The 19411-nt window shown below is 63.2% G+C and carries 21 protein-coding genes and 1 pseudogene; 12 read left to right on the plus strand and 10 right to left on the minus strand.

The features are described 5' to 3' along the window. Positions 1–24: 24 nt before the first annotated feature. Entirely contained in the window at positions 25–447 is a 423-nt protein-coding gene (locus BFF94_RS24845) for an NUDIX hydrolase (RefSeq protein WP_128850997.1), read from the minus strand. 229 nt (positions 448–676) lie between these two features. Further along, positions 677–1546 carry a mechanosensitive ion channel family protein gene (locus BFF94_RS24850; RefSeq protein WP_128851000.1) on the minus strand — a complete coding sequence of 290 codons (870 nt, stop codon included), beginning with the start codon at positions 1544–1546 and terminating at the stop codon, positions 677–679. Positions 1547–1825: 279 nt separating this feature from the next. On the opposite strand from BFF94_RS24850, the gene BFF94_RS24855 reads away from it, so the two are divergent. Then, positions 1826–3181, plus strand: coding sequence for a M23 family metallopeptidase (locus BFF94_RS24855; protein WP_219139968.1), 1356 nt, complete (start codon positions 1826–1828; stop codon positions 3179–3181). A 112-nt stretch (positions 3182–3293) separates the two neighbouring features. Here the strand turns inward: BFF94_RS24855 and BFF94_RS24860 are convergent, their stop codons facing one another. The 4 genes from BFF94_RS24860 to BFF94_RS24875 all read right to left on the minus strand — a co-directional run bounded on the left by BFF94_RS24860 (position 3294) and on the right by BFF94_RS24875 (position 6845). Next, positions 3294–4133 carry an AraC family transcriptional regulator gene (locus BFF94_RS24860; protein ID WP_128851002.1) on the minus strand — a complete coding sequence of 280 codons (840 nt, stop codon included), beginning with the start codon at positions 4131–4133 and terminating at the stop codon, positions 3294–3296. Positions 4134–4582: 449 nt separating this feature from the next. Beyond that, entirely contained in the window at positions 4583–5323 is a 741-nt protein-coding gene (locus tag BFF94_RS24865; RefSeq protein ID WP_128851004.1) for a fucose-binding lectin II, read from the minus strand. A 187-nt stretch (positions 5324–5510) separates the two neighbouring features. Then, positions 5511–6326: a fucose-binding lectin II gene (locus tag BFF94_RS24870; protein ID WP_128851007.1), complete on the minus strand. Its 816-nt coding sequence runs from the start codon at positions 6324–6326 to the stop codon at positions 5511–5513. Between the two features lie 129 nt (positions 6327–6455). Then, positions 6456–6845 carry a fucose-binding lectin II gene (locus BFF94_RS24875; RefSeq protein ID WP_128851009.1) on the minus strand — a complete coding sequence of 130 codons (390 nt, stop codon included), beginning with the start codon at positions 6843–6845 and terminating at the stop codon, positions 6456–6458. A 953-nt stretch (positions 6846–7798) separates the two neighbouring features. Here BFF94_RS24875 and leuA point away from each other — a divergent pair. The 6 genes from leuA (at position 7799) to BFF94_RS24905 (ending at position 13367) form a co-directional block, all read left to right on the plus strand. Further along, positions 7799–9508 carry a 2-isopropylmalate synthase gene (gene leuA, locus BFF94_RS24880; RefSeq protein ID WP_201260496.1) on the plus strand — a complete coding sequence of 570 codons (1710 nt, stop codon included), beginning with the start codon at positions 7799–7801 and terminating at the stop codon, positions 9506–9508. A 127-nt stretch (positions 9509–9635) separates the two neighbouring features. After that, entirely contained in the window at positions 9636–9785 is a 150-nt protein-coding gene (locus BFF94_RS24885; protein WP_158062163.1) for a hypothetical protein, read from the plus strand. A 268-nt stretch (positions 9786–10053) separates the two neighbouring features. Beyond that, positions 10054–10374: a helix-turn-helix domain-containing protein gene (locus tag BFF94_RS24890; RefSeq protein ID WP_128851015.1), complete on the plus strand. Its 321-nt coding sequence runs from the start codon at positions 10054–10056 to the stop codon at positions 10372–10374. Positions 10375–10386: 12 nt separating this feature from the next. Beyond that, on the plus strand, positions 10387–11367 hold the full coding sequence (locus BFF94_RS24895; protein ID WP_128851017.1) for an ABC-three component system protein: 981 nt from the start codon (positions 10387–10389) through the stop codon (positions 11365–11367). Beyond that, the gene (locus tag BFF94_RS24900) at positions 11336–11584 is read left to right on the plus strand and encodes an ABC-three component system middle component 8 (RefSeq protein WP_128851020.1); all 249 of its coding nucleotides are present in this window, start codon (positions 11336–11338) and stop codon (positions 11582–11584) included. The genes BFF94_RS24895 and BFF94_RS24900 overlap by 32 nt, the downstream gene beginning before the upstream one ends. After that, on the plus strand, positions 11571–13367 hold the full coding sequence (locus BFF94_RS24905; protein WP_128851022.1) for a DUF2326 domain-containing protein: 1797 nt from the start codon (positions 11571–11573) through the stop codon (positions 13365–13367). The genes BFF94_RS24900 and BFF94_RS24905 overlap by 14 nt, the downstream gene beginning before the upstream one ends. Positions 13368–13669: 302 nt before the next feature. On the opposite strand, the pseudogene BFF94_RS24910 reads toward BFF94_RS24905, so the two are convergent. From BFF94_RS24910 to BFF94_RS24920, 3 genes and pseudogenes are all read right to left on the minus strand, one after another. Next, positions 13670–13840: pseudogene (locus BFF94_RS24910) on the minus strand (transcriptional regulator); the annotation flags it as partial. Positions 13841–13979: 139 nt separating this feature from the next. Continuing rightward, positions 13980–14300 carry a helix-turn-helix domain-containing protein gene (locus tag BFF94_RS24915; RefSeq protein ID WP_128851025.1) on the minus strand — a complete coding sequence of 107 codons (321 nt, stop codon included), beginning with the start codon at positions 14298–14300 and terminating at the stop codon, positions 13980–13982. Next, entirely contained in the window at positions 14297–14638 is a 342-nt protein-coding gene (locus BFF94_RS24920; RefSeq protein ID WP_128851028.1) for a SymE family type I addiction module toxin, read from the minus strand. The genes BFF94_RS24915 and BFF94_RS24920 overlap by 4 nt, the downstream gene beginning before the upstream one ends. A gap of 263 nt (positions 14639–14901) precedes the next feature. On the opposite strand from BFF94_RS24920, the gene BFF94_RS38560 reads away from it, so the two are divergent. The 5 genes from BFF94_RS38560 (at position 14902) to arsH (ending at position 18220) form a co-directional block, all read left to right on the plus strand. Beyond that, complete coding sequence (locus tag BFF94_RS38560; RefSeq protein WP_443627113.1) at positions 14902–15426, plus strand: hypothetical protein; 525 nt, start codon at positions 14902–14904, stop codon at positions 15424–15426. Further along, the gene (locus BFF94_RS24930) at positions 15426–15761 is read left to right on the plus strand and encodes an ArsR/SmtB family transcription factor (protein WP_128851031.1); all 336 of its coding nucleotides are present in this window, start codon (positions 15426–15428) and stop codon (positions 15759–15761) included. The genes BFF94_RS38560 and BFF94_RS24930 overlap by 1 nt, the downstream gene beginning before the upstream one ends. A gap of 22 nt (positions 15762–15783) precedes the next feature. Continuing rightward, entirely contained in the window at positions 15784–16278 is a 495-nt protein-coding gene (locus tag BFF94_RS24935) for an arsenate reductase ArsC (RefSeq protein WP_128851033.1), read from the plus strand. A 64-nt stretch (positions 16279–16342) separates the two neighbouring features. Continuing rightward, a complete protein-coding gene (gene arsB, locus BFF94_RS24940) occupies positions 16343–17413 on the plus strand; it encodes an ACR3 family arsenite efflux transporter (RefSeq protein WP_128851036.1) in 1071 nt (356 codons plus the stop codon). Between the two features lie 84 nt (positions 17414–17497). Further along, positions 17498–18220: an arsenical resistance protein ArsH gene (arsH, locus tag BFF94_RS24945; RefSeq protein WP_128851038.1), complete on the plus strand. Its 723-nt coding sequence runs from the start codon at positions 17498–17500 to the stop codon at positions 18218–18220. 312 nt (positions 18221–18532) lie between these two features. Here arsH and BFF94_RS24950 read toward each other — a convergent pair whose 3' ends face one another. Continuing rightward, positions 18533–19342 (minus strand): TlpA family protein disulfide reductase, encoded by an 810-nt coding sequence (locus BFF94_RS24950; RefSeq protein ID WP_219139969.1) that lies wholly within the window; start codon positions 19340–19342, stop codon positions 18533–18535. Positions 19343–19411 lie beyond the last annotated feature (69 nt).

Consider the following 19411-nt stretch of genomic DNA (forward strand, 5'->3'; position numbering starts at 1 on the left):
GCGCGCGAACCGCACGCGCGGACTTCAGGCCGCGATACCGGCGAACACGTCGTGGCCGACCACGCCCGGCACGAGGCGCGGCTGCCGCAGCCAGTCGAACGCGAGCTCGACGATGAGCGGTGTCGGCTGGCTGCAATGCAGCGACCCGAGCGATTCACGGTCGATCCACGCGCAATGCGCGATCTCGTGCGCGGGTCGCGCGATCGCATCCGGATCGATGTCGGCGAGAAACACGTGATGCAGCTTGTGCGGGCCCGCGATCCGGAACAGATGGCGGGCATTGCCGCACGCGAGCCCGGTTTCCTCGAGCAGCTCGCGGCGCGCGGCGTCGCGCAGCGATTCGCCGCGCTGCGGCTTGCCGCCGGGCAGCGCCCAGCGGGCATTCAACCGGGCGACCAGAAGGATCCGGTCGCCGCGTCGGCAGAGGACGGTGGCGCGTTCTTTCATGATGGTTTCCTGATTGCATGCCCGCGCGTCGAATCGATGAGCAAAGACGGGCAAAAAAAGCCGCCCGCGAAGGGCGGCAAGGAACGGAGAGATTCACTACTGGATGCCGGACGAGATGACCGCTTCGTCCAGCACGGCCATTGTCGCGAGGTGAAGGCGCGCAGTGAATCAGACGGGTCTGATTCGAGGGCGGACCGGGCGGGAAACCGGTCCGCCCTCCGCCGCGCGGTTACATCTGCCGGACGCGCACGCTGTCCGTGCGACGTTCCGCGTCGTGCACGATGTGCAGCTCGCGCGTGCGGATCGGCAGCGCGCAGTCGGCATCGGCAAGCGTCTTGCGCACCTGGCGCGCGAGGCGCCAGCGCATCGCCCAGAACTGGTCGGTGCGGGTCCACACGCGCATGTTCGCGACGGCCGTGCTGTCGTCGAAGCGCATCACCATCACGTCCGGCGCGGGATCCTGCAGCACGTCGGGATCGGCCACGGCCAGCGCGCGCAGCGCGTCGAGCGCACGATCGATATCGTCGTGTACCGACACTTCCACTTCGAGATCGAGGCGGCGCGTCGGGTTGCGCGTGTAGTTGCGGATCGAGCTGCCCCACAGCGCGCTGTTCGGCACGTATTCGCAGATGCCGTCCGGCTTCGTCAGCCGCGTCATGAAGAGCCCGACTTCCTCGACGGTGCCCGCGACGCCCGTGCCGCCGTCGATGTAGTCGCCGACCTTGAACGGCCGCAGCAGCAACAGCATGATGCCGGCCGCGATGTTCTGCATCGTGCCCTGCAGCGCGAGCCCGATCGCGAGGCCGGCCGCGCCGAGCACCGCGACGATGCTCGCGGTTTCGATGCCGAGCTGCGACAGCGCGCCGACGATCGCGACGATGCGGATGCCCCACACGGCGACGTCGCAGAGGATCGGCCGCAGCGTGTCGTCGACGCGCTCCTTGTTCGAGAGCAGCCGGTTCAGCCAGTTGCCGATGCGTTTCGACAGCCACCAGCCGGCGACGAGCAGCGCAAGGCCGGCGCACAGCTTGATGGAGAGAGTGGACAGCGCGTTCCACAGGAACGTCCAGCGTTCCGGGTGAAGGTGATCGAGAAACATGACGGGATTCCGGTTTGAAGAAACAGTGCGCGGCGCGTCACGCGCCGGCAGCGTTCGACTGTACACGGCACACGCTGGTTCGCGCGAATGCATGGGGGCGGAGTGCATCGATTTAGTACTGGTACTAATGGAAGATGCGACCAAATAGGATTGGTCCTATTTAGCCGTTTCAAGCATGCCGATACACTCGGTTTCTAGTTGCCGGGTCGCGACGATCGTTCTTCCGCGATACCCGGTTCTCTCCCGATTTTTCATTGATAGATAGCGAGTGACGACGTCATGCGGTTAGACCTGCGTTTCCGTCTCGCACGCGAACAAGGTCAACCCGCTCAGCGCGGCGTTCACTGTTTCCCGCTTCGCCGCGCGCTGCTGCGCGGTGTTGTCGCGGCGGCCTGCGCGGCCGGCGCACAGGGTGCGGCCGCGCACGCGTTTCACGACGCCGCGCCGTTCGCGCCCGTGACGGCGGAAACGGCAGACCTTGTCGACGTGCCTTTTTTCAATTCTGCCCGGACGACGTGGGGCGGCCTGAATGCATCGGTCATGCACGCGGGGCCCGCGTCGTACGTGCCGGCCGGCGCCGATCGTGATGCCACCGCTGCGCGCTTCGGCGCCTGCGTGGCGTACCGCGTGCTGTGCGACGCGGCGCGCGGCGCGATCGAACGCGGCTACGCGACGCGGTTCGACTACGGCATTGCATCGCCGTTGCCCGCGATGGGGGCGCAGCCGGCGTTTGAGCGGCGTCCCGTCGATCTGGCATCGGCCGAGCCGTTCATGCTCGCGCAGCCGGATCGCGGCACGCGCGCCGGCGCGATTGCCGGCAGCCTGCAAGCGTCGCTGGCGCGCGCCGAACTGCCGCGCGGCGTCGCGGCGCAGATCACCCGCATGCTGGCCGGGCGCATCGATCCGAAGCAGCGCGGCGCGACCGGCGACACCTTCCGCGTGGCATTCGAACCGGACGACAGTGCGACACTGCCGGGCGGCGTGCGCGTGACGGCGCTCGACATCCGCTTTCGCGGCCAGCACGTCGCGGGTGTGTGGTTCGCGCCCGAGGCGGGCTCGCCGGGCGCCTATTACGACCTCGACGGCGTGCCGCTCGCCGGCTCCCGGTTTGCGATGCCGGTCGCCGCGACGCGGATCAGCTCGAAGTTCGGTGCGCGCGTGCACCCGGTAACCGGCGCGCGTCACGTGCATTCCGGCGTCGATCTCGCCGCACCGTCGGGGCGTGCGGTCCACGCGTCGGAGCGCGGCGTCGTGACGTTCATCGGCACCGAGCCGCGCGGCTACGGCAAGTATGTGGTGATTCGCCATGACGGCGGCTATGCGTCGTACTACGCGCACCTGTCGGCATTCGAGCCGACGCTGCGCACCGGTGCGCGGGTTGCTCGCGGCCAGCGCGTCGGTGCCGTCGGCAGTACGGGGACCGCGACGGGCCCGCATCTGCATTTCGAGGTGCGGCGACATGCCCGCCTCGTCGATCCGGTCGAGCTGGTGCAGGCAGCCAGGGCGGCGAAGCTGAAGGGCGAGCGGCGAGTGGTGTTCAACCGCGTGGCACATGCCGCGCGCACGCAGCTGGCCTCGGCCGCGTGGTCGCAGCCGGTCGCGATGTCGAAGCCTGCCGCGTCGCCTGCCGGCTGACTGTTGATTACCGGGAATGCGGGCGTGCGGTGGGCGTGGTGATGTCGACGGTGACGATACGTTGAAAGATCGGCCGTGGCGCGCGTCGTCGCGGCCGATCGGTGCGGGCCACTCACGCAGCTTGTTCGACAGGCAACCAGATTTCAAGCACGCCGGTGCCCGTCACCGGATCGTAGTCGCCGCTGTAGCGCTCGAACTCGGGCGCGTCCACCGCGTTGAATCCCGACGTCGGCAGCCAGCCGTTCCAGATGCTGTAGAAGGTCTGGTGAAGTGTGGAGATGTGCCCGCCGTGTTCGAAGACCGCATAACGTTGCGGTTCAAGTTCGACGCAACGAAATGGCGCGGGCAACCGGTCGCGACTCGTGACCTCCACGCCCGCGATATATTCAAAGCTGCCGTCCGCATCCGGGTTGCAGCACACGCCATAAGTCCCGTCGCCGACCTGGCCGGGGAGGTTGCCGATATACGGGATAAAGGCCTGCCAGAGTGCCGGAATCCCTTCGTTGGTTTCAAAGGTATAGCGGTCGCTCATGCCCGCGATCAGCCGCTTTCCGGCGACTTCGAAGCGTGACGGCGTAACGGCGATGATTTTCAGCTCTTTCATGCGCAAGGGCTCCACAAGATACAACCCGTCGAGGGTGCGCCGTGCCCGCACTTCCTCCGGCGTTATGCCGAAGAGATCGCGGAAGGCGCGCGTAAACGCCTCATGGGAGCCATAGCCGGCATCGAGTGCCACGTGCAGGATGTCCGGCGCGCCTTGCGCCAATGCGCGCGCCGCACGCGTCAGCCGCCTCGACCGGACATAGCGCATCACCGGCCACCCGGTATTCATCGAGAAAATGCGCGAAAAGCCGAAGCGCGTCATGTCGCAATCAGCGGAAATCCTGTCGAGTGTCAGTTCCCTGTCCAGCTCGGTTTCGATAAACCAGAGTGCTTTTCCAACCGGATTCATAGCGTGCCAATGAGGGTGTCGGGCAGACTATATGGTATCGGCGGCGGGGGCATTTGATCGTTCTTGCGGGGCCGGGCTGGCGGGGCAGCGCGAACCGGATGGCGGCGGCGCCGCGCGGATCGGCGGCGCATTCGCACGGCGGGTTTCGACGAGGAGGACGGCTCGGGCGCGGGCGCTCGATGTTCGCATCAGGCAGCGTCTGCTGACATCGGCAAGCGATGCACGCGGAGCTTGTGCGGAGCCTTCGTTGATGCAGGAAAAGTGGCCGCGCCCACCGGCCACCATCGAACGACCGCGCACGACGATCATAGCGGCGGCTCGCGTACGCGCATATCGGACGAGGCTGAATCTGTATCAGGGAAAACAGGTGGCCCCGCACCGGATCGACACCGAATCGCGACACCGATGGGTGCGGCGATTCGGCGTGGCCCGTCAGTCGGCGCGGGCGATCAGCCCAGCGGCCAGTTCAGGATCGCGATGCCGTCGTTGTAATCCCCGTCCGTCCCATCTTCCGACCCGACCAGCCCGAAGTAGGTCTTCTTGAAGATGTCGACCTGGCGCGAGCCGATCTTCGACGGCTTGCCGTTCGCCGTGACGACCACGCGAACCTTCCCCTTGCCCGAGTTCACGACCTGCGTGTTCAGGTTCGCGTCCTGCGTGCCGGCGCCCTGGAACGTCGCGGCCGGTTTCGTGTTGTCGTCGACATAGACCTCGATCGTCTGCTGCGCCGACGAATTGACCAGTGCCGTCACGCCGAACGCGATGTTCGGCGGCAGGTTGAAGACGCCGTCGCGTTCGCCGCCGCCGGTCGTCGTGGTATCCGGCGTCGTGGGCTGCGGTTGCGGTGTCGCTTTCGAGAAGTAATTGACCACGGCACCAACGCCGAACTTCGCCGCGGCTCCGGGCAGCACGCCAGGCGCGCCGGCCCACGTCACCGTGCAGGCGACGACTGCGCCCGCCGCATCGGTCTTCACCTTGTTCTGCCAGCTGCCGACGTCGAAGCTGTACGGGATGGTCGCGATGTCGACGAACACATCGTACTGCGGCAGCTTTTCCACGAGCTGCGTGGTCATGAACTGACGCATCCGGTCGAGCACCGCCTGATCGCCGTTGGCCTGCACGGCGGTTGCGTCGTTGCCGGCGAGTTGCAGCAGCGCGTACAGATCGTCATGGGTAAAGGGTTGTGACATGTCGTCCTCGTCTTGATGGAAGGTCTCGCAGCGCGCGGCCGGTGAACGGATGTCGCCGTGTCGCGCGCGGAGCAAAGCATGGGACAGCAAAGGACTGCTCGAGCGATCCGCAATGTGGGGTGGGCCCCGTCGCCATTGCGGGTTCGACAGCGGCGCGCAAACCCTGCCGCGCCGCGCATCGCCGTGCTCAGCCCAACGGCCAGTTCAGGAACACGATGCCGTCGTTGTAGTCGTCGTCGGTGCCGTCTTCCGATCCGATGATCCCGAAATACGACTTCTTGAAGATGTCGACCTGTCGCGAGCCGAGCCGCGACGGTTTGCCGTTCGCCGTCACGATCACGCGCACGCGCCCCTTGCCGGAGTCGAGCACCTTCGTGCCCAGGTTCTCGTCCTGCGCGCCGGCGCCCTTGAACGTGGCGGCCGGTTGCGGGTTGTCGTCGATGTAGATGTCGATCGTCTGGTCGTGCGTCGCGTTGGTGAGCGCGGTCACGCCGAACTTGATGTTCGGCGGCAGGTTGAACGTGCCGTCGCGTTCGCCGCCGCCGATGTTGCCGGTGCCGCTGCCCGCACCGGTTTCCCCGCTTCCACCGGACTGCGACGACGATTGAGAAGCCGTGTCGCCGATCGCGGAAAGGCTCGCGTACGAATCGATATGCATCGCGCTGCCGCGCACGCTTTTCCACTGGCCCTTCACGAACGTGACGCCGCTGCCGACGTCGATCGTCGCGACGAGCGTGAACGGCATGCGCCCGGTACTTTCAGGCACCTTCGACGAATACGTGAAGCAGCCGTCCGCGACCAGACCTTTATTGGTCGCGATCGCGAAGTAGATGCCGGGGAAGTTGTTGCCGGTCGCGTAAGGCGTCGGCACGTTGAGGATGACCTGCAGTTTCCCGTCTCGAATCTCTGCTTTGGCGATATCGATATACAGGCCCGGGATGTCGACGTAGGTCTCCGACGTCACGACGGGCGCGCTGGTGATCGAAGCCGAAAGGAGCGGCATGGAAGTCTCCGGTGGTAAGGCGGTTTTCGGTTGGGGTGCGGCGTGAGGGGCCGCTGGACGACGCACAGACCCGCCGGCCGGCGCAGAGGCGGCCGGCCGGCGGTGGTCGGTCGTCAATCGCGCGTCAGGTCAGCCGATCGGCCACTGGAGCACGACGATGCCGTCGTTGTAGTCGCTGTCGTGACCGTCTTCCGACACGACGATCCCGAAGTTGACCGTGTACGGCGAGCCGTCCGATTTCTTGCCGTTGATCGGCGCGAGGCGCGCGTCGGTGGCCGACGTCTTGCCGTTCACCGACACCTCGAAGCGGAGCTTGCCGTTGCCGGAATTCAGCGTGGTTTCACGCGGGCCGTCGCGCGTCGTCAGCTTGTGATACGCGGCGGGTTCCTTGCTGTCGCCGATAAACAGTTTGATGTGCTGTTGCTCGGCGGCATTCGCGAAGAAAATCGCGCGGAAATCGGTATTCGGCGGAATCGAAAACTCACCGGCGCGATTGGATGACGTTTGAGAGTCGGCCATGCTTGCCTCCTGAGGATTGTTGGATAAGGCTTCGAGCCTTGTCGCGCAAACGTTTGCTGTTTGAAACGCGACGTATCGAGCATGCCGAAAAATAAATAAAAAAAATATTCGCCGAGGAATGGCTATTGTTCAGCAAATCGAAAACCAAGGTTAATCGATTTAATGAAATGTGTTTAATGGGAGGTGTTCCGATATATTCGGGAAATTATATCGACGTGCGTATCGTTTTTCTGAATGATGCGCGGTCGCGCAGTCGGATCGGGGGAGGCGGGGGCAATCGGGCTTTGGAGCAGGCGCTCGGCGTTCGCATATGGCAGCGTGTCGTTTCAACATCAGCATCTCTGTCGTGGCCGCGCCCACCGGCCACCGTCGAACGCCCACACCGAAACCCGATTGAAAAAGGGAGGGGTGCGGCGACCGGCGAAGCGTGTTGACCGACTCACTCCGAACATGAATAGGGCCCCACCGGCGCCGCACCCGTGAAGCATATCGACGGGGCGGGCCACCGCCTATCGGACACGGCTGATTCTGAACGTACCCCAACCGCGCGATTCGTGTGCACGCCATTCGCTCCCCGTTGACAGCCCCGGCCACCCTGTGATCTGATTCCAGCCATGCAAGCCGCCCAGCCCCTCTTCTCGCTACGACTACTAGCCCGTTCTTCCGGGCTGGGTCTGCGGCTGCGCGCTTTCCATCTGCTTCTTTCCTGAAGCGCCAGATTTCCCCCGCATCATCGACCTGGCCCCGGTTATCGACCGGCGCCTGAGTTCGTCCTTCTTCCGTATCGCTCCGCTCCGTCCCGGTCGCTCAACCGCCAAGGCTGTCGTTCGCCGTACCGCTTTGCCGTTGTGCCGTTTTTTTTCGCTTTCACCGCTGCGCGCGCAGCCGGCCCCTGCTGCTGATGGCCGCCGCGCCGCGATTTCCCGACAAACCGACCGAGGACCGAAATCATGATGCTGAAGAACCCCGCGACGAAGTACCGACCGTTCACGCCCGTCAACCTGCCGAACCGCGCGTGGCCGTCGCGCACGATCACGCACGCGCCGATCTGGATGAGCACCGACCTGCGCGACGGCAACCAGGCGCTGTTCGAACCGATGGATGCCGCGCGCAAGATGCGGATGTTCAAGACGCTGGTCGCGATCGGTTTCAAGGAGATCGAGGTCGCGTTTCCGTCGGCGTCCGAGACCGATTTCAATTTCGTGCGCGAACTGATCGAAGGCGGCCACATTCCCGACGACGTGACGATCGAGGTGCTCACGCAGGCGCGCGACGACCTGATCGAGCGCACCTTCGACTCGCTGCGCGGCGCGAAGCGCGCGATCGTGCACCTGTACAACGCGACCGCGCCGGAATTCCGCAAGATCGTGTTCGGCCTCGACCGCGACGGCGTGAAGCAGCTCGCGGTGAACGCCGCGCGCACGATCAAGCGCTTCGCCGACGCTGCGACCGATACGCAGTTCACGCTGCAATACAGCCCCGAAACCTTCACGGCGACCGAGCTCGACTTCGCGAAGGAAGTGTGCGACGCCGTGTTCGACGTCTGGCAGCCGACGCCCGAGCGCAAGGCGATCGTGAACCTGCCGGCGACCGTCGAAGTCGGCACGCCGAACTTCTACGCGGACCAGATCGAATGGATGCACCGCAACCTCGCGCGCCGCGATGCGCTGATCCTGTCCGTGCATCCGCACAACGACCGCGGCACCGCGGTCGCGGCGGCCGAGCTCGCGGTGATGGCCGGCGCGGACCGGATCGAGGGCTGCCTGTTCGGCAACGGCGAGCGCACCGGCAACGTCGATCTCGTGACGCTCGCGCTGAACCTGTACACGCAAGGCGTCGATCCGGGCCTCGATTTCTCGCAGATCAACGAAGTCGCGCGTACGTTCGAAGAGTGCACGCAATTGCCGATTCATCCGCGTCATCCGTATGTCGGCGACCTGGTGTTTACCGCGTTCTCCGGCTCGCACCAGGATGCGATCAAGAAGGGCTTTGCGGTGCAGCGCCCCGACGCCGTATGGGAAATGCCGTACCTGCCGATCGATCCGAGCGATCTCGGCCGCACGTACGATTCGATCATTCGCGTGAACAGCCAGTCGGGCAAGGGCGGCATCGCGTACCTGCTGGAACAGGGCTATGGCGTCGCGCTGCCGCGTCGCCTGCAGGTGGACTTCAGCGCGGCCGTGCAGCGCCTGACCGACGACAGCGGGCACGAGGTGACGAGCGCGCAGATCTGGTCGCTGTTCCAGCAGGAATACGTGGAGGGCGATGCGCCGCTGCGCTACGTCGGCCACGAGCTGTCCGAGCGCGACGGCCGCGAGACGATCATGCTGACCGCCGACGTGCACGGAGAGCGCCGCGTGCTGCGCGGCGAAGGCAACGGCCCGCTCGACGCGCTGATGCATGCGTTGCGCACGCCGCTGCGGATCCAGCACTACGAGGAGCGCGCGCTGTCGCAGGGCGCCGATGCGAAGGCGATCGCGATCGCCGAGCTGGCTGGCACGGGCGTGCGCGGCAGCGCTTTTGGCGTGGGCATCGACGCGAACTTGACGACCGCGTCGATCCGCGCGGTGATCAGCGGCGTCAACCGCGCGTATGCGCGCGCGGACGAAGCGGCGCAGGCGACGTTTTTCGACGTGCAGCACGCGGTGAAGGCGGTCGCGTAAGCGGGGCGGTGTCGGCCGTGGCCGCACGGCCGGCGTTGTCGTTGTTGTCGCCGGTGCCGGCGTGCAGCCCGCGAGCCCTGAGGCTGGCGTCGCGCATCAACGGTAGACCGGCAACGCATTCGCGTTCGTGAAGCTCGATCAGAAGCGGCCGACCGTCGTGCCGAGTTTCGACGCATCGAAGAACGTGCCGCGTCAGCAGCTCGAAGCGCAGGCAGACCAGCGGGCGATGGCCGCACTGGTGGAGAAGCTCGTGTCGCAGGCGACGATTCAGCAGTAAGCGTGTGTTCAGGACGATGGAGGATCGGGGTGATCCGTCTGGTCAGCCGCTGCCGTTTCGGATGGCAGCGGCTTTTTTGTGACTTCAAAGTGGGCTATCGGAGAGCGCGAAGCCTGATCTCTCGATTGCGATATATATCCGAACAGGTATAATGTGCGCCTGTGAAACCGTCTGGCTTTGGAGCCGCTGCACTGCAATTCGGCGTGGAATTGATCGCGAAGTAGCCGGCGATTGTGCTCATCTGTTACGCAATGGGCGGGAGAATGTGATGAATCGCAAAACTAGTCCGCGGAGCACAGACAACGTGCTGAGCGATCTTGACTTCGACGATGCGGACGAACTATCGGCGAAGGCAGCACTTGCGCTCAAGCTCAATGAATTGATTGATCAACGTGGGCTAAGTCAAACCGAGGCAGCGGCCATTACAGGCATGACTCAGCCGAAGGTCTCTCAGGTTCGTCACTACAAGCTTCAAAATATTTCGCTTGAAAGGCTGATGCAAGCGCTGGTATCGCTCGACCAACGTGTGGAGATTGTCGTGCAACCAGCCCGGCGTGCGCACGGGGCGGGTATTACGGTCGCAATTTGACGTGAGGATGCGATGAAGTTCTCATACGAAGACCTTAGCGACGACCAGTTCGAGCTTTTGATCGTGCTTCTATGTCAGCGCTTGCTCGGCATCTCCGTGCAAGGTTTTGCAAAAGGACCGGACGGGGGACGCGATGCCAAGTTTGTTGGGGTTGCGGAGCTCCATCCTAGCAGGGCGGCCCCGTGGAACGGCACGACCATTATCCAAGCCAAGCACACTAATGGCTACAACCGCAGCTTCTCCGAGACTGACTTCTTCAGCAAGTCGACTGAGAACACGGTGCTCGGCAAGGAGATTCCTCGTATCAAGAAACTGCGTGCGGCCAAGCAACTCGATCACTATATGCTGTTCGGCAATCGACGCCTGGCCGGGAACGCCGAAGCGGAGATACGAGATCACATTGCCGAGCAATGCGATATTCCGATTTCGTCGATTTATCTCTGCGGCGTGGAGCAACTGGAACTCTGGTTGAAGCGCTTTCCGGACGTGGCGAATGAAGCCGATCTTGATCCGGTCGATTCACCACTAATTGTCAGCCCCGATGACTTGGCTGAGGTAGTGCAAGCTCTGGCGAGTCAGATGGATGGCGTCACGTCCGTGCTCGATGATCCGCCGACCGCACGCGTAGACTACGAGCAGAAGAACTTGCTCAACAACATGAGTGCCGAATACGCGAAAGTGTTGCGGCGCAAGTATCTCAAGGAGACTGCGCAGATAGGGGCATTCTTGGCGGCGCCGGAAAATCTCGACCTATTGCGTATGTACGAGTCGGTGGTCGATGAATTCCAGCTCAAGATCATCGCCAAACGCAAGGACTATCAGACGTTCGACGCAGTGATGGAGCACCTTGTCGATCTGCTATTCAACCGAGATCCGATATTGAAGCAGCATGCTCACAAGCGCTTGACGCGCGCCGTGTTGTTCTACATGTACTGGCACTGCGACATCGGGGAGGTGGGCGATGCTGAGGCCGACGAAACACTCGCATCCTGACCGCACGATTGTCAATGTCGCGTTGTTGCTACTGGCGCGGCTGAAGACGCGTCGCCTGGACGAATATGATGTGCTGCGAAAGTTCGTTAAGAAGAGCGTTGCTGGTGGTGATGTGTTGTTCCTGCCAGCTCTGAACTTCCTTTACCTCATGGGCTTGATCGAGTATCGCCCGAAGACGGACGCCATCGAATATGTGGGGCCCAATGAAGCTGTCTAGAGTCTATTCCAACCAGCCGGATCTGTTCGAGCCCGTGGATTTTGTCCAGGGCTTGAATGTCGTTGTGGCCGAAATCCGTCTGCCGGAAAACCGCAACAAGGACACTCACAACCTTGGTAAAACCACGCTCGGCAGGCTGCTTGATTTCGGCTTCCTGGCAAAGCGTGATCCCAAATTTTTTCTCTTCAAGCACCTCGAACTGTTTCAGACGTTCATCTTCTTCCTTGAGATTCAGTTGGAGGACGCTTCATTTGTGACGATCCGGCGCGGGGTCGAGGAAGCAACGAAGATCAGTTTCAAGCGTCATGAGGCGGGGCATCAGGACTTGTCTGGCTTGCAACTGGCGGACTGGGATCACCAGGATGTGCCCTTCGACCGGGCACGCGATTTGTTGGATGGACTGCTTGACTGGCGGGCGCTCAAGCCATGGGGATTTCGCAAAGGCTTGGGCTATTTGCTGCGTTCTCAGGATGATTTCCGTGACGTGTTTCACTTGCGAAAATTCGCGGCAGCTCATTCGGACTGGAAGCCGTTCTTGGCGCACGTCCTCGGTTTTAATGCACAACTGATTGCGCTGCACTACCAGAAGGAAGACCAACTCGCTGAAAAGCAAGCAACTGCGCAGACCATCAAGACCGAACTTGGTGGATCCATCGAGGACATCAGCAAGATAGAAGGCATCTTGCTGCTGAAACAGAAGGAGGCGGAAAAGAAGCAAAAGCTGCTCGACGCCTTTGACTTCCGCGCGCAGGACAAGGATCGCACCAAGCAGTTGGTTGATGACGTCGACGAGCGCATCGCAGCGCTTAATGCACGACGCTATTCGCTCAATCAGAACCAAAAGAAAATCCTCGCCTCGCTGGAGGAGGATCAGATCCTGTTCAATCCGGACGAGGCCGAGCGCTTGTTCGCGGAGGCTGGCGTTCTCTTCAAGGGACAAATCAAGAAGGATTTCCAGCAGTTGATCGCATTTAACCGAGCGATCACGGATGAGCGCCGGGGGTATCTGCAGGAAGAGCACTCCGAAGTCGAAGCTGAACTGAAGCGTGTCAATGCCGATCTGAGTGCATTGGGTAAGAAGCGTTCGGAAATGTTGTCCTTTCTGAGCGATACGGATGTTTTCGGCAAGTACAAGCAAGTCTCGGGCGAGATGGTGACGCTGCGAGCCGACATCACTTCGTTGGAGCGACAGCGAGGCTTTCTCCATCGCCTGCAGGAACTGCGAACTGAGATTCGGGCCCTGACTGACGAACTCAGCCACTTGCAGACACAGATCGAAGCCGATGTTGAGAAGCAGAACTCGGATCAAAGTAGTCTCTTTTCGTCGATCCGGCTGTTCTTCAGCGAGATCGTCGAGGAGGTCATCAGCCGAAAGGCGTTGCTGAGCGTATCGCCGAACCAACAAGGTCATCTGGAATTCAAGGCGGAAATTCTCGACGAATCCGGCAATGCAACCAGTGCGGACCTCGGTCATACCTATCGGAAGCTACTGTGCATCGCGTTTGATCTGGCCGTCCTGCGTGCGCATCTGGACGACAAGTTCCCGCGTTTCGTCTATCACGATGGCGTGTTCGAGACGTTGGACGATCGGAAGAAGGAGAATCTGTTGACGGTGGTCCGACGGTACGCCGATCTCGGCCTGCAACCGATCATTACGCTGATCGACTCGGATCTGCCTGCGCGCGTCGGTGATGAAACGCCCGTGTTTGCTGCCGGCGAAATCGTCGTGACGTTGCATGACGAGGACGAAAAAGGGCGACTCTTTAAAATGAAGACTTGGTAGTAACTACGGCTTACGCTGGAGATACGAACGAGGATCGGTATGTACCGGTCCGGAATACCGATGAGGACACCGCTCGCTTGTTAGCCGATCTGGCCGTTAGGGCCGCGTACGATGCACTAGAGAATCAGCCTGGTCTGATTGGCTGTGACAATTGGCCACGTAAAATTGATGATGTGTGGCGCCGGAACCGTTTCGGCGGCGGCCGCTGGGCCCGGCCGTAGTCATGCTATGTGTTTGAAGCATCTACTCCTAACGCTGCCTCATGCGAGCGCCGACGCGCTTCCGTCCTCCATACGCTTCGTCGGGGAGTGCTCGGCCTCATAGCGCTCGACCAGAATCGCCAGAATCTCCAGTTCGTCACCCTGCGGCGTGCCTGGCGCCGGATCCAGATCGACGAGCGCTGATACCGCCTTCAGGGCGGCCTCGTAATCAGCCTCGGTTCGAATCGGGTGAATGTCCGTCTTGTTGACCATTGCGATTCGCCTCCTTTCTCGTGCTTGCCCGTCGTGGACAAGCACGACTGACTACCGTGTATCAATCTGTTCCACGTCCGGCTGAAGCGTTGCGATGCCGGACGTGAACGCCTTTTGGCGGTGGCCTTTGGGCCAGCCGTCAGACCGAAACCGTGATACCTGCTGAATGCGATTGCCCCGCAGGTCGCACGACGATTTCCACATGCTGGCCAAGCGATGCCAGCGTCCGCATCAACAGCTCCAACGAAACGTTCCGGAGCCTGTCGCGCTGCTCGGGGGTGACCACAGGCCGGGCCATTTCCGTGAGCGCCGCAGCCTCGTCTTCGGTCAGGCCGCGCGAGACGATCAGCGCATTGAGCTTCAGCACGAGCGTGGACTTGGCCGACAGTGCGCCGGCATCGTCGAAGTCCAGGTCGGCCGGCGGGTTGTCGGGGCGTTGACGTGAGTGGTTGCGATTCATTGTGCGTCTCCCGTGATCACCGAGAACTGCGGCCGTTGCTGCCCCGTTGCACGAACGTCGTCGGGGCATCCGTCGTTCCCGAAATGATCGCCGCCCCCTTCTTCGATCGGCGTGATCACCAGCCGCTTGTGCGTCACCTCGATCTGCAAGCGCTGCTCGGGTTCGAAACCCGCCGCCTCGATCCACCGGCCGGACAGCTTCATCCACAGGTGAAGGACCGGTGGCGCCATGTCGGTGAGCCTGAGATGCGGAATGATGCGACGAGTTTGAATAGACGTTTGAGTGTCGACGAAACAATCTTGGAAACGAACCGGTGAGATATGATTCGCGTCAGCCATGGCTAACTCCTGGAGTGAGTTGGTTGTGGTCAGCGGCCCGCAGGTGCTCCTACATCTGCGGGCCGCGCTCGTTTACGCAGCGGATTTCGGTCTTCATCCCGTGACATGCTTAGCATATCGAAATGACCTGACCTTCCACGCGAAAACGTGCAACCACTCTAGCCGAGATTGGCCGATGTGAGGTGCTGGTTTGGTGCGTTTTCATCGACACTGGCCATCAGGCCGATGTCTTGCATGCTTGCTGCTCAACGATTCCCGGGCAATTGCGCTCGCTGGTCGCATCATCGCTTCAATGCCGATATGTCAGAAAGCGTGTCGGCCGATTGCTTCGATTCGTCGGCCGCACGCCGCACGAGGATTTCATTCGCGCAGTATCGGTAGCGTTCGAACTCACGCGCGAACGCCGCCGCATTTCCCGCCAGCGCGAGCGCTTCCATCGACGCACAGAGGCCCGATATCTCGTGCTCGCCGAGCATCGCGAACGCGCCACGCATGCTGTGAATCTCGGTGCGCGCAGCCTTCAGGTCGGCGATTACGTCGACGTCGAGGTCGCTCACGAAAGTCATGACGTGCCGCTGGCCGTCGAAGGCCGGTTCGACGAGACGGAACACGGTCTTGCTGGTGAGCGGATCGACTGTCGACGCCTGCTGCTCGATGCGGCGCGTGTCGCGCCAGCGGCGCGCCACGTCGCAGCGGATACCCGTCCGGCATCGAACGGCGGCGCTTCACGAACGGTCTCCCATCGAAGCCGCTTTTCAAAATTCGATATTTCGACTATTATCGAATAATGGAAATGACCCAGACCATCGCCGCGCTGTCGGCACTCGCGCACGAATCCCGGCTCGCCGTGTTTCGCGCGCTGGTGCAGGCAGGGCCGTCGGGCTTGCCGGCCGGCCAGATTGCCACGCTGCTGGACGTGCCGCCGTCCTCGCTCTCGTTCCACTTGAAGGAACTGGCCCATGCGCAGCTCGTCACGAGCCGGCAGGAAGGCCGCTTCGTTTTCTACTGCGCGAACTTCCCGACGATGAACGGCCTGCTGGCGTATCTCACGGAGAACTGCTGCGGCGGTCATCCGTGTTCGCCCGTGTCGGCCTGTTCGACGCCGGATTCGCGGCAATCGTGAAGCGTATCCACGCTCTTCTCCCATGACCACCCACGTCCTGATCCTCTGCACCCACAACTCGGCACGCAGCGTGCTGGCCGAAGGCATGCTCAATCACTGGGCCGCGACGCTCGGCAAGGACGTGCGCGCGTACAGCGCCGGCAGCGCGCCGAGCGGCCGGCTCAATCCGTTCGCGCTGGAAGCACTGACGAACGCCGGCGTCGACGTCAGCGGCTATCGCAGCAAAAGCTGGGACGAATTCGTCGGCGCGGGCGCACCTGAAATGCGCATCGTCGTCACGGTATGCGACAGCGCGGCGGCGGAAACCTGCCCGTACTGGCCCGGCAGTCCCGTCAAAGTGCACTGGGGTTACGCGGATCCGTCGAATGCGGCAGGCGGCGACGACGGCAAGCGGCTCGCCTTCGAACTCACGCGCCAGGCGATCGGGTACCGGATGCTGCAGTTGCTGGCGCTGCCCGTCGACAGCATGGACAACGCCGAACTCCAGGCGGCGCTCACCGGCATCTCGCGAAACTGAGCACTCGCATGGCGGCGCGCCCGAGCCAGCATGCCGCCTGCGTCTTCAATACCGGCCCTGCCCCATGAATACGTCGAACCTCATCCCGCCTCGAAAGGCCGTTGCCAAGCCCGCGATCAACTTCTTCGAACGCTATCTGACCGTCTGGGTCGCGCTGTGCATCGTCGCCGGCATCGCGCTCGGTCAGGTGCTGCCCGGCCTGTTCCAGCAGATCGGCCGGATGGAATATGCACAGGTCAATCTGCCGGTCGGGCTGCTGATCTGGGTGATGATCATCCCGATGCTCGTCAAGGTCGATTTCGGTGCGCTGCATGAAGTGCGTCAGCATGTGAAAGGCATCGGCGTCACGCTCGTCGTGAACTGGCTCGTCAAGCCGTTCTCGATGGCGTTCCTCGGCTGGCTGTTCATCCGGCATCTGTTCGCGCCGATGCTGCCGGCGGACCAGCTCGACAGCTACATCGCCGGCCTGATCCTGCTGGCCGCCGCGCCGTGCACGGCAATGGTGTTCGTATGGAGCCGGCTGACCGGCGGCGATCCGCTGTTCACGCTGTCGCAAGTCGCGCTGAACGACAGCATCATGGTGATCGCGTTCGCGCCGCTGGTCGGGCTGCTGCTCGGCATGTCGGCGATCACGGTGCCGTGGGCGACGCTGCTCACGTCGGTCGTGCTCTATATCGTCATTCCGGTGATCCTCGCGCAGCTCTGGCGCAAGCGGCTGCTCGCGAAGGGGCCGGCGGCGTTCGACGCCGCGATGGCGAAGATCGGCCCGTGGTCGATCGCCGCGCTGCTGGCCACGCTCGTGTTGCTGTTCGCGTTCCAGGGCGAAGCGATCCTCAGGCAGCCGCTGGTGATCGCGCTGCTCGCGGTGCCGATCCTGATCCAGGTGTTCTTCAATTCCGCGCTCGCTTACTGGCTCAATCGTGCCGTGGGCGAGAAACACAACGTCGCGTGCCCGTCGGCGCTGATCGGCGCATCCAATTTCTTCGAGCTGGCGGTCGCGGCCGCGATCAGCCTGTTCGGTTTCCATTCCGGCGCGGCACTGGCCACCGTCGTCGGTGTGCTGATCGAAGTGCCGGTCATGCTGCTGGTGGTGCGCATCGTGAACCGGTCCAAAGGCTGGTACGAACGGGCTTGAGCAAACAGGAAAACGCACACATGACCAACGTCGCACATCATCGCCGCCCGAACGGCGAACGAACCATCGACGCGGAGGGCGCGCATGTCTGACCGCCTGAACGACCTCCCTCAACTCGACGCCGAATCGTTCCGCGTGCCGGACGCCAGCCAGTTGCGCCCGGCGTCGCCGTCGACCCATCCACCCCGGTTCCTGCTCCTGTACGGCTCGCTGCGCGAGCGTTCGTTCAGCCGGCTGCTGACCGAGGAAGCCGAGCGCCTGCTCACGGCGATGGGCGCCGAGGTGCGCGTGTTCAATCCGAGCGGCCTGCCGCTGCCCGACGATGCGCCGGAGAGCCATCCGAAGGTGGTCGAGTTGCGCGAGCTCGTGCAATGGTCGGAAGGCATGGTGTGGTGCTCGCCGGAACGGCATGGCGCGATGACCGGCATCATGAAATCACAGATCGACTGGATTCCGCTGTCGATGGGTGCGGTTCGCCCGACGCAGGGAAAAACGCTCGCGGTCATGCAGGTCAGCGGCGGCTCGCAATCGTTCAATGCGGTGAACCAGATGCGCGTGCTCGGGCGCTGGATGCGCATGCTGACCATTCCGAACCAGTCGTCGGTGGCCAAGGCGTTCGCGGAATTCGACGAAGCGGGGCGGATGAAGCCGTCGGCTTATTTCGATCGCGTGGTGGACGTGCTGGAAGAACTGGTCAAGTTCACGTTGTTGACGCGGGATATCGGGCCTTATCTGGTCGACCGGTATAGCGAGCGAAAGGAAAGCGCGGAAGAATTGTCGAAGCGCGTCAATCAACGCAGCATCTGACGTGCTTCGGCGCGGTGGCCCCGGCGGTCCGTGGTGAAGTGCCGGTCACTTGCACGGCGATCGCGCGCATACGCGACCGAGGATCGCGACTGATCTGATTGCAACGTCGCTACCGTCGACGATCGACGCCACGCATCGCGGCCATGGCCGAATCGGATTTGGGACGGCGGCGATGATGCGGGTGTGCGTGCTCTTTCAAGCCGTGACGACCGTAGAGGGATGCGGCGTATGTCGATCCGCGAGCGGACCGGGCGCCGTATCGGCGCGCATGTGACGAAGCGGCGTTGCGCCGCTTTCCGTCCGCCGCCCGCGTTACCGGCCGAAGCGTTGCGCGACGGCGTCCTTCAGTCGCGCGGCGGTCAGCTCGCCCATGTGCGACTCGACGAGTTCGCCTTTTGCATTGAAGAACAGCGTGGTCGGCAGCCCGCGCGAACCGTACGCATGCATCGCGTGCAGCGAAGGATCGAGCAGCACGTGATCGAAGCGCAGGCCCTGCTGTTCGAGGAACGCGCGTACGGCCTGCGCGTTTTCACCCTGGTTGAGCATCAGCACCGTGATGTCCGGAAGGTCGCGCTGCGCCTGTTCGAGGATCGGCATTTCCCGGCGGCACGGCGGGCACCACGTCGCCCACAGGTTCACGACGACCGGCTTGCCGGCGAAGCTCGCCGGCAGCACGGGCGTTGAATCGAGCGCTTCGAGCTGCATCGCGGCGAGCGGCGGCGCGGCATGCTGCAGCGTCGTCAGCGTGCCTTGCGCGATGCCCCACGCGCCGAGGCCCGCGACGATGCCGGCGAGCACCGGGCGACGCAGCGCGGGCAGCCGGCGCAGCCGCCAGCCGGCGAACACCAGTGCGGCCGCGACGCCGATGCGCCAGTCGAAGCCGCCGTCGCCGAGCGCGACGATCGAGCGCGGCGCGGCCGCATATTCCGGCCACCATTGCGCGACATAGCCGATACGCGCGGCGATCAACCCGAGCAGCAGCGCGTCGAGGATCAGGCTCGATGCGGTCTTGTGGTGGCCGTCCGGCGGGCGGCGCTGGATGAAACGGGCAACGAGCCACGCCAGCAGCGCGGCGACGGCTACCGCGACGACGCGGATCGAGAAGGGGCCAATGCTCAGCATGAAAGGAAAGGGTAAGGCGTGATCGAGCGCGGCATGAGACGGGATGGTCCGTCGCGGCGATGAAGCCTG

Source organism: Burkholderia catarinensis (assembly GCF_001883705.2).
Taxonomy (GTDB): Bacteria; Pseudomonadota; Gammaproteobacteria; order Burkholderiales; family Burkholderiaceae; genus Burkholderia; species Burkholderia catarinensis.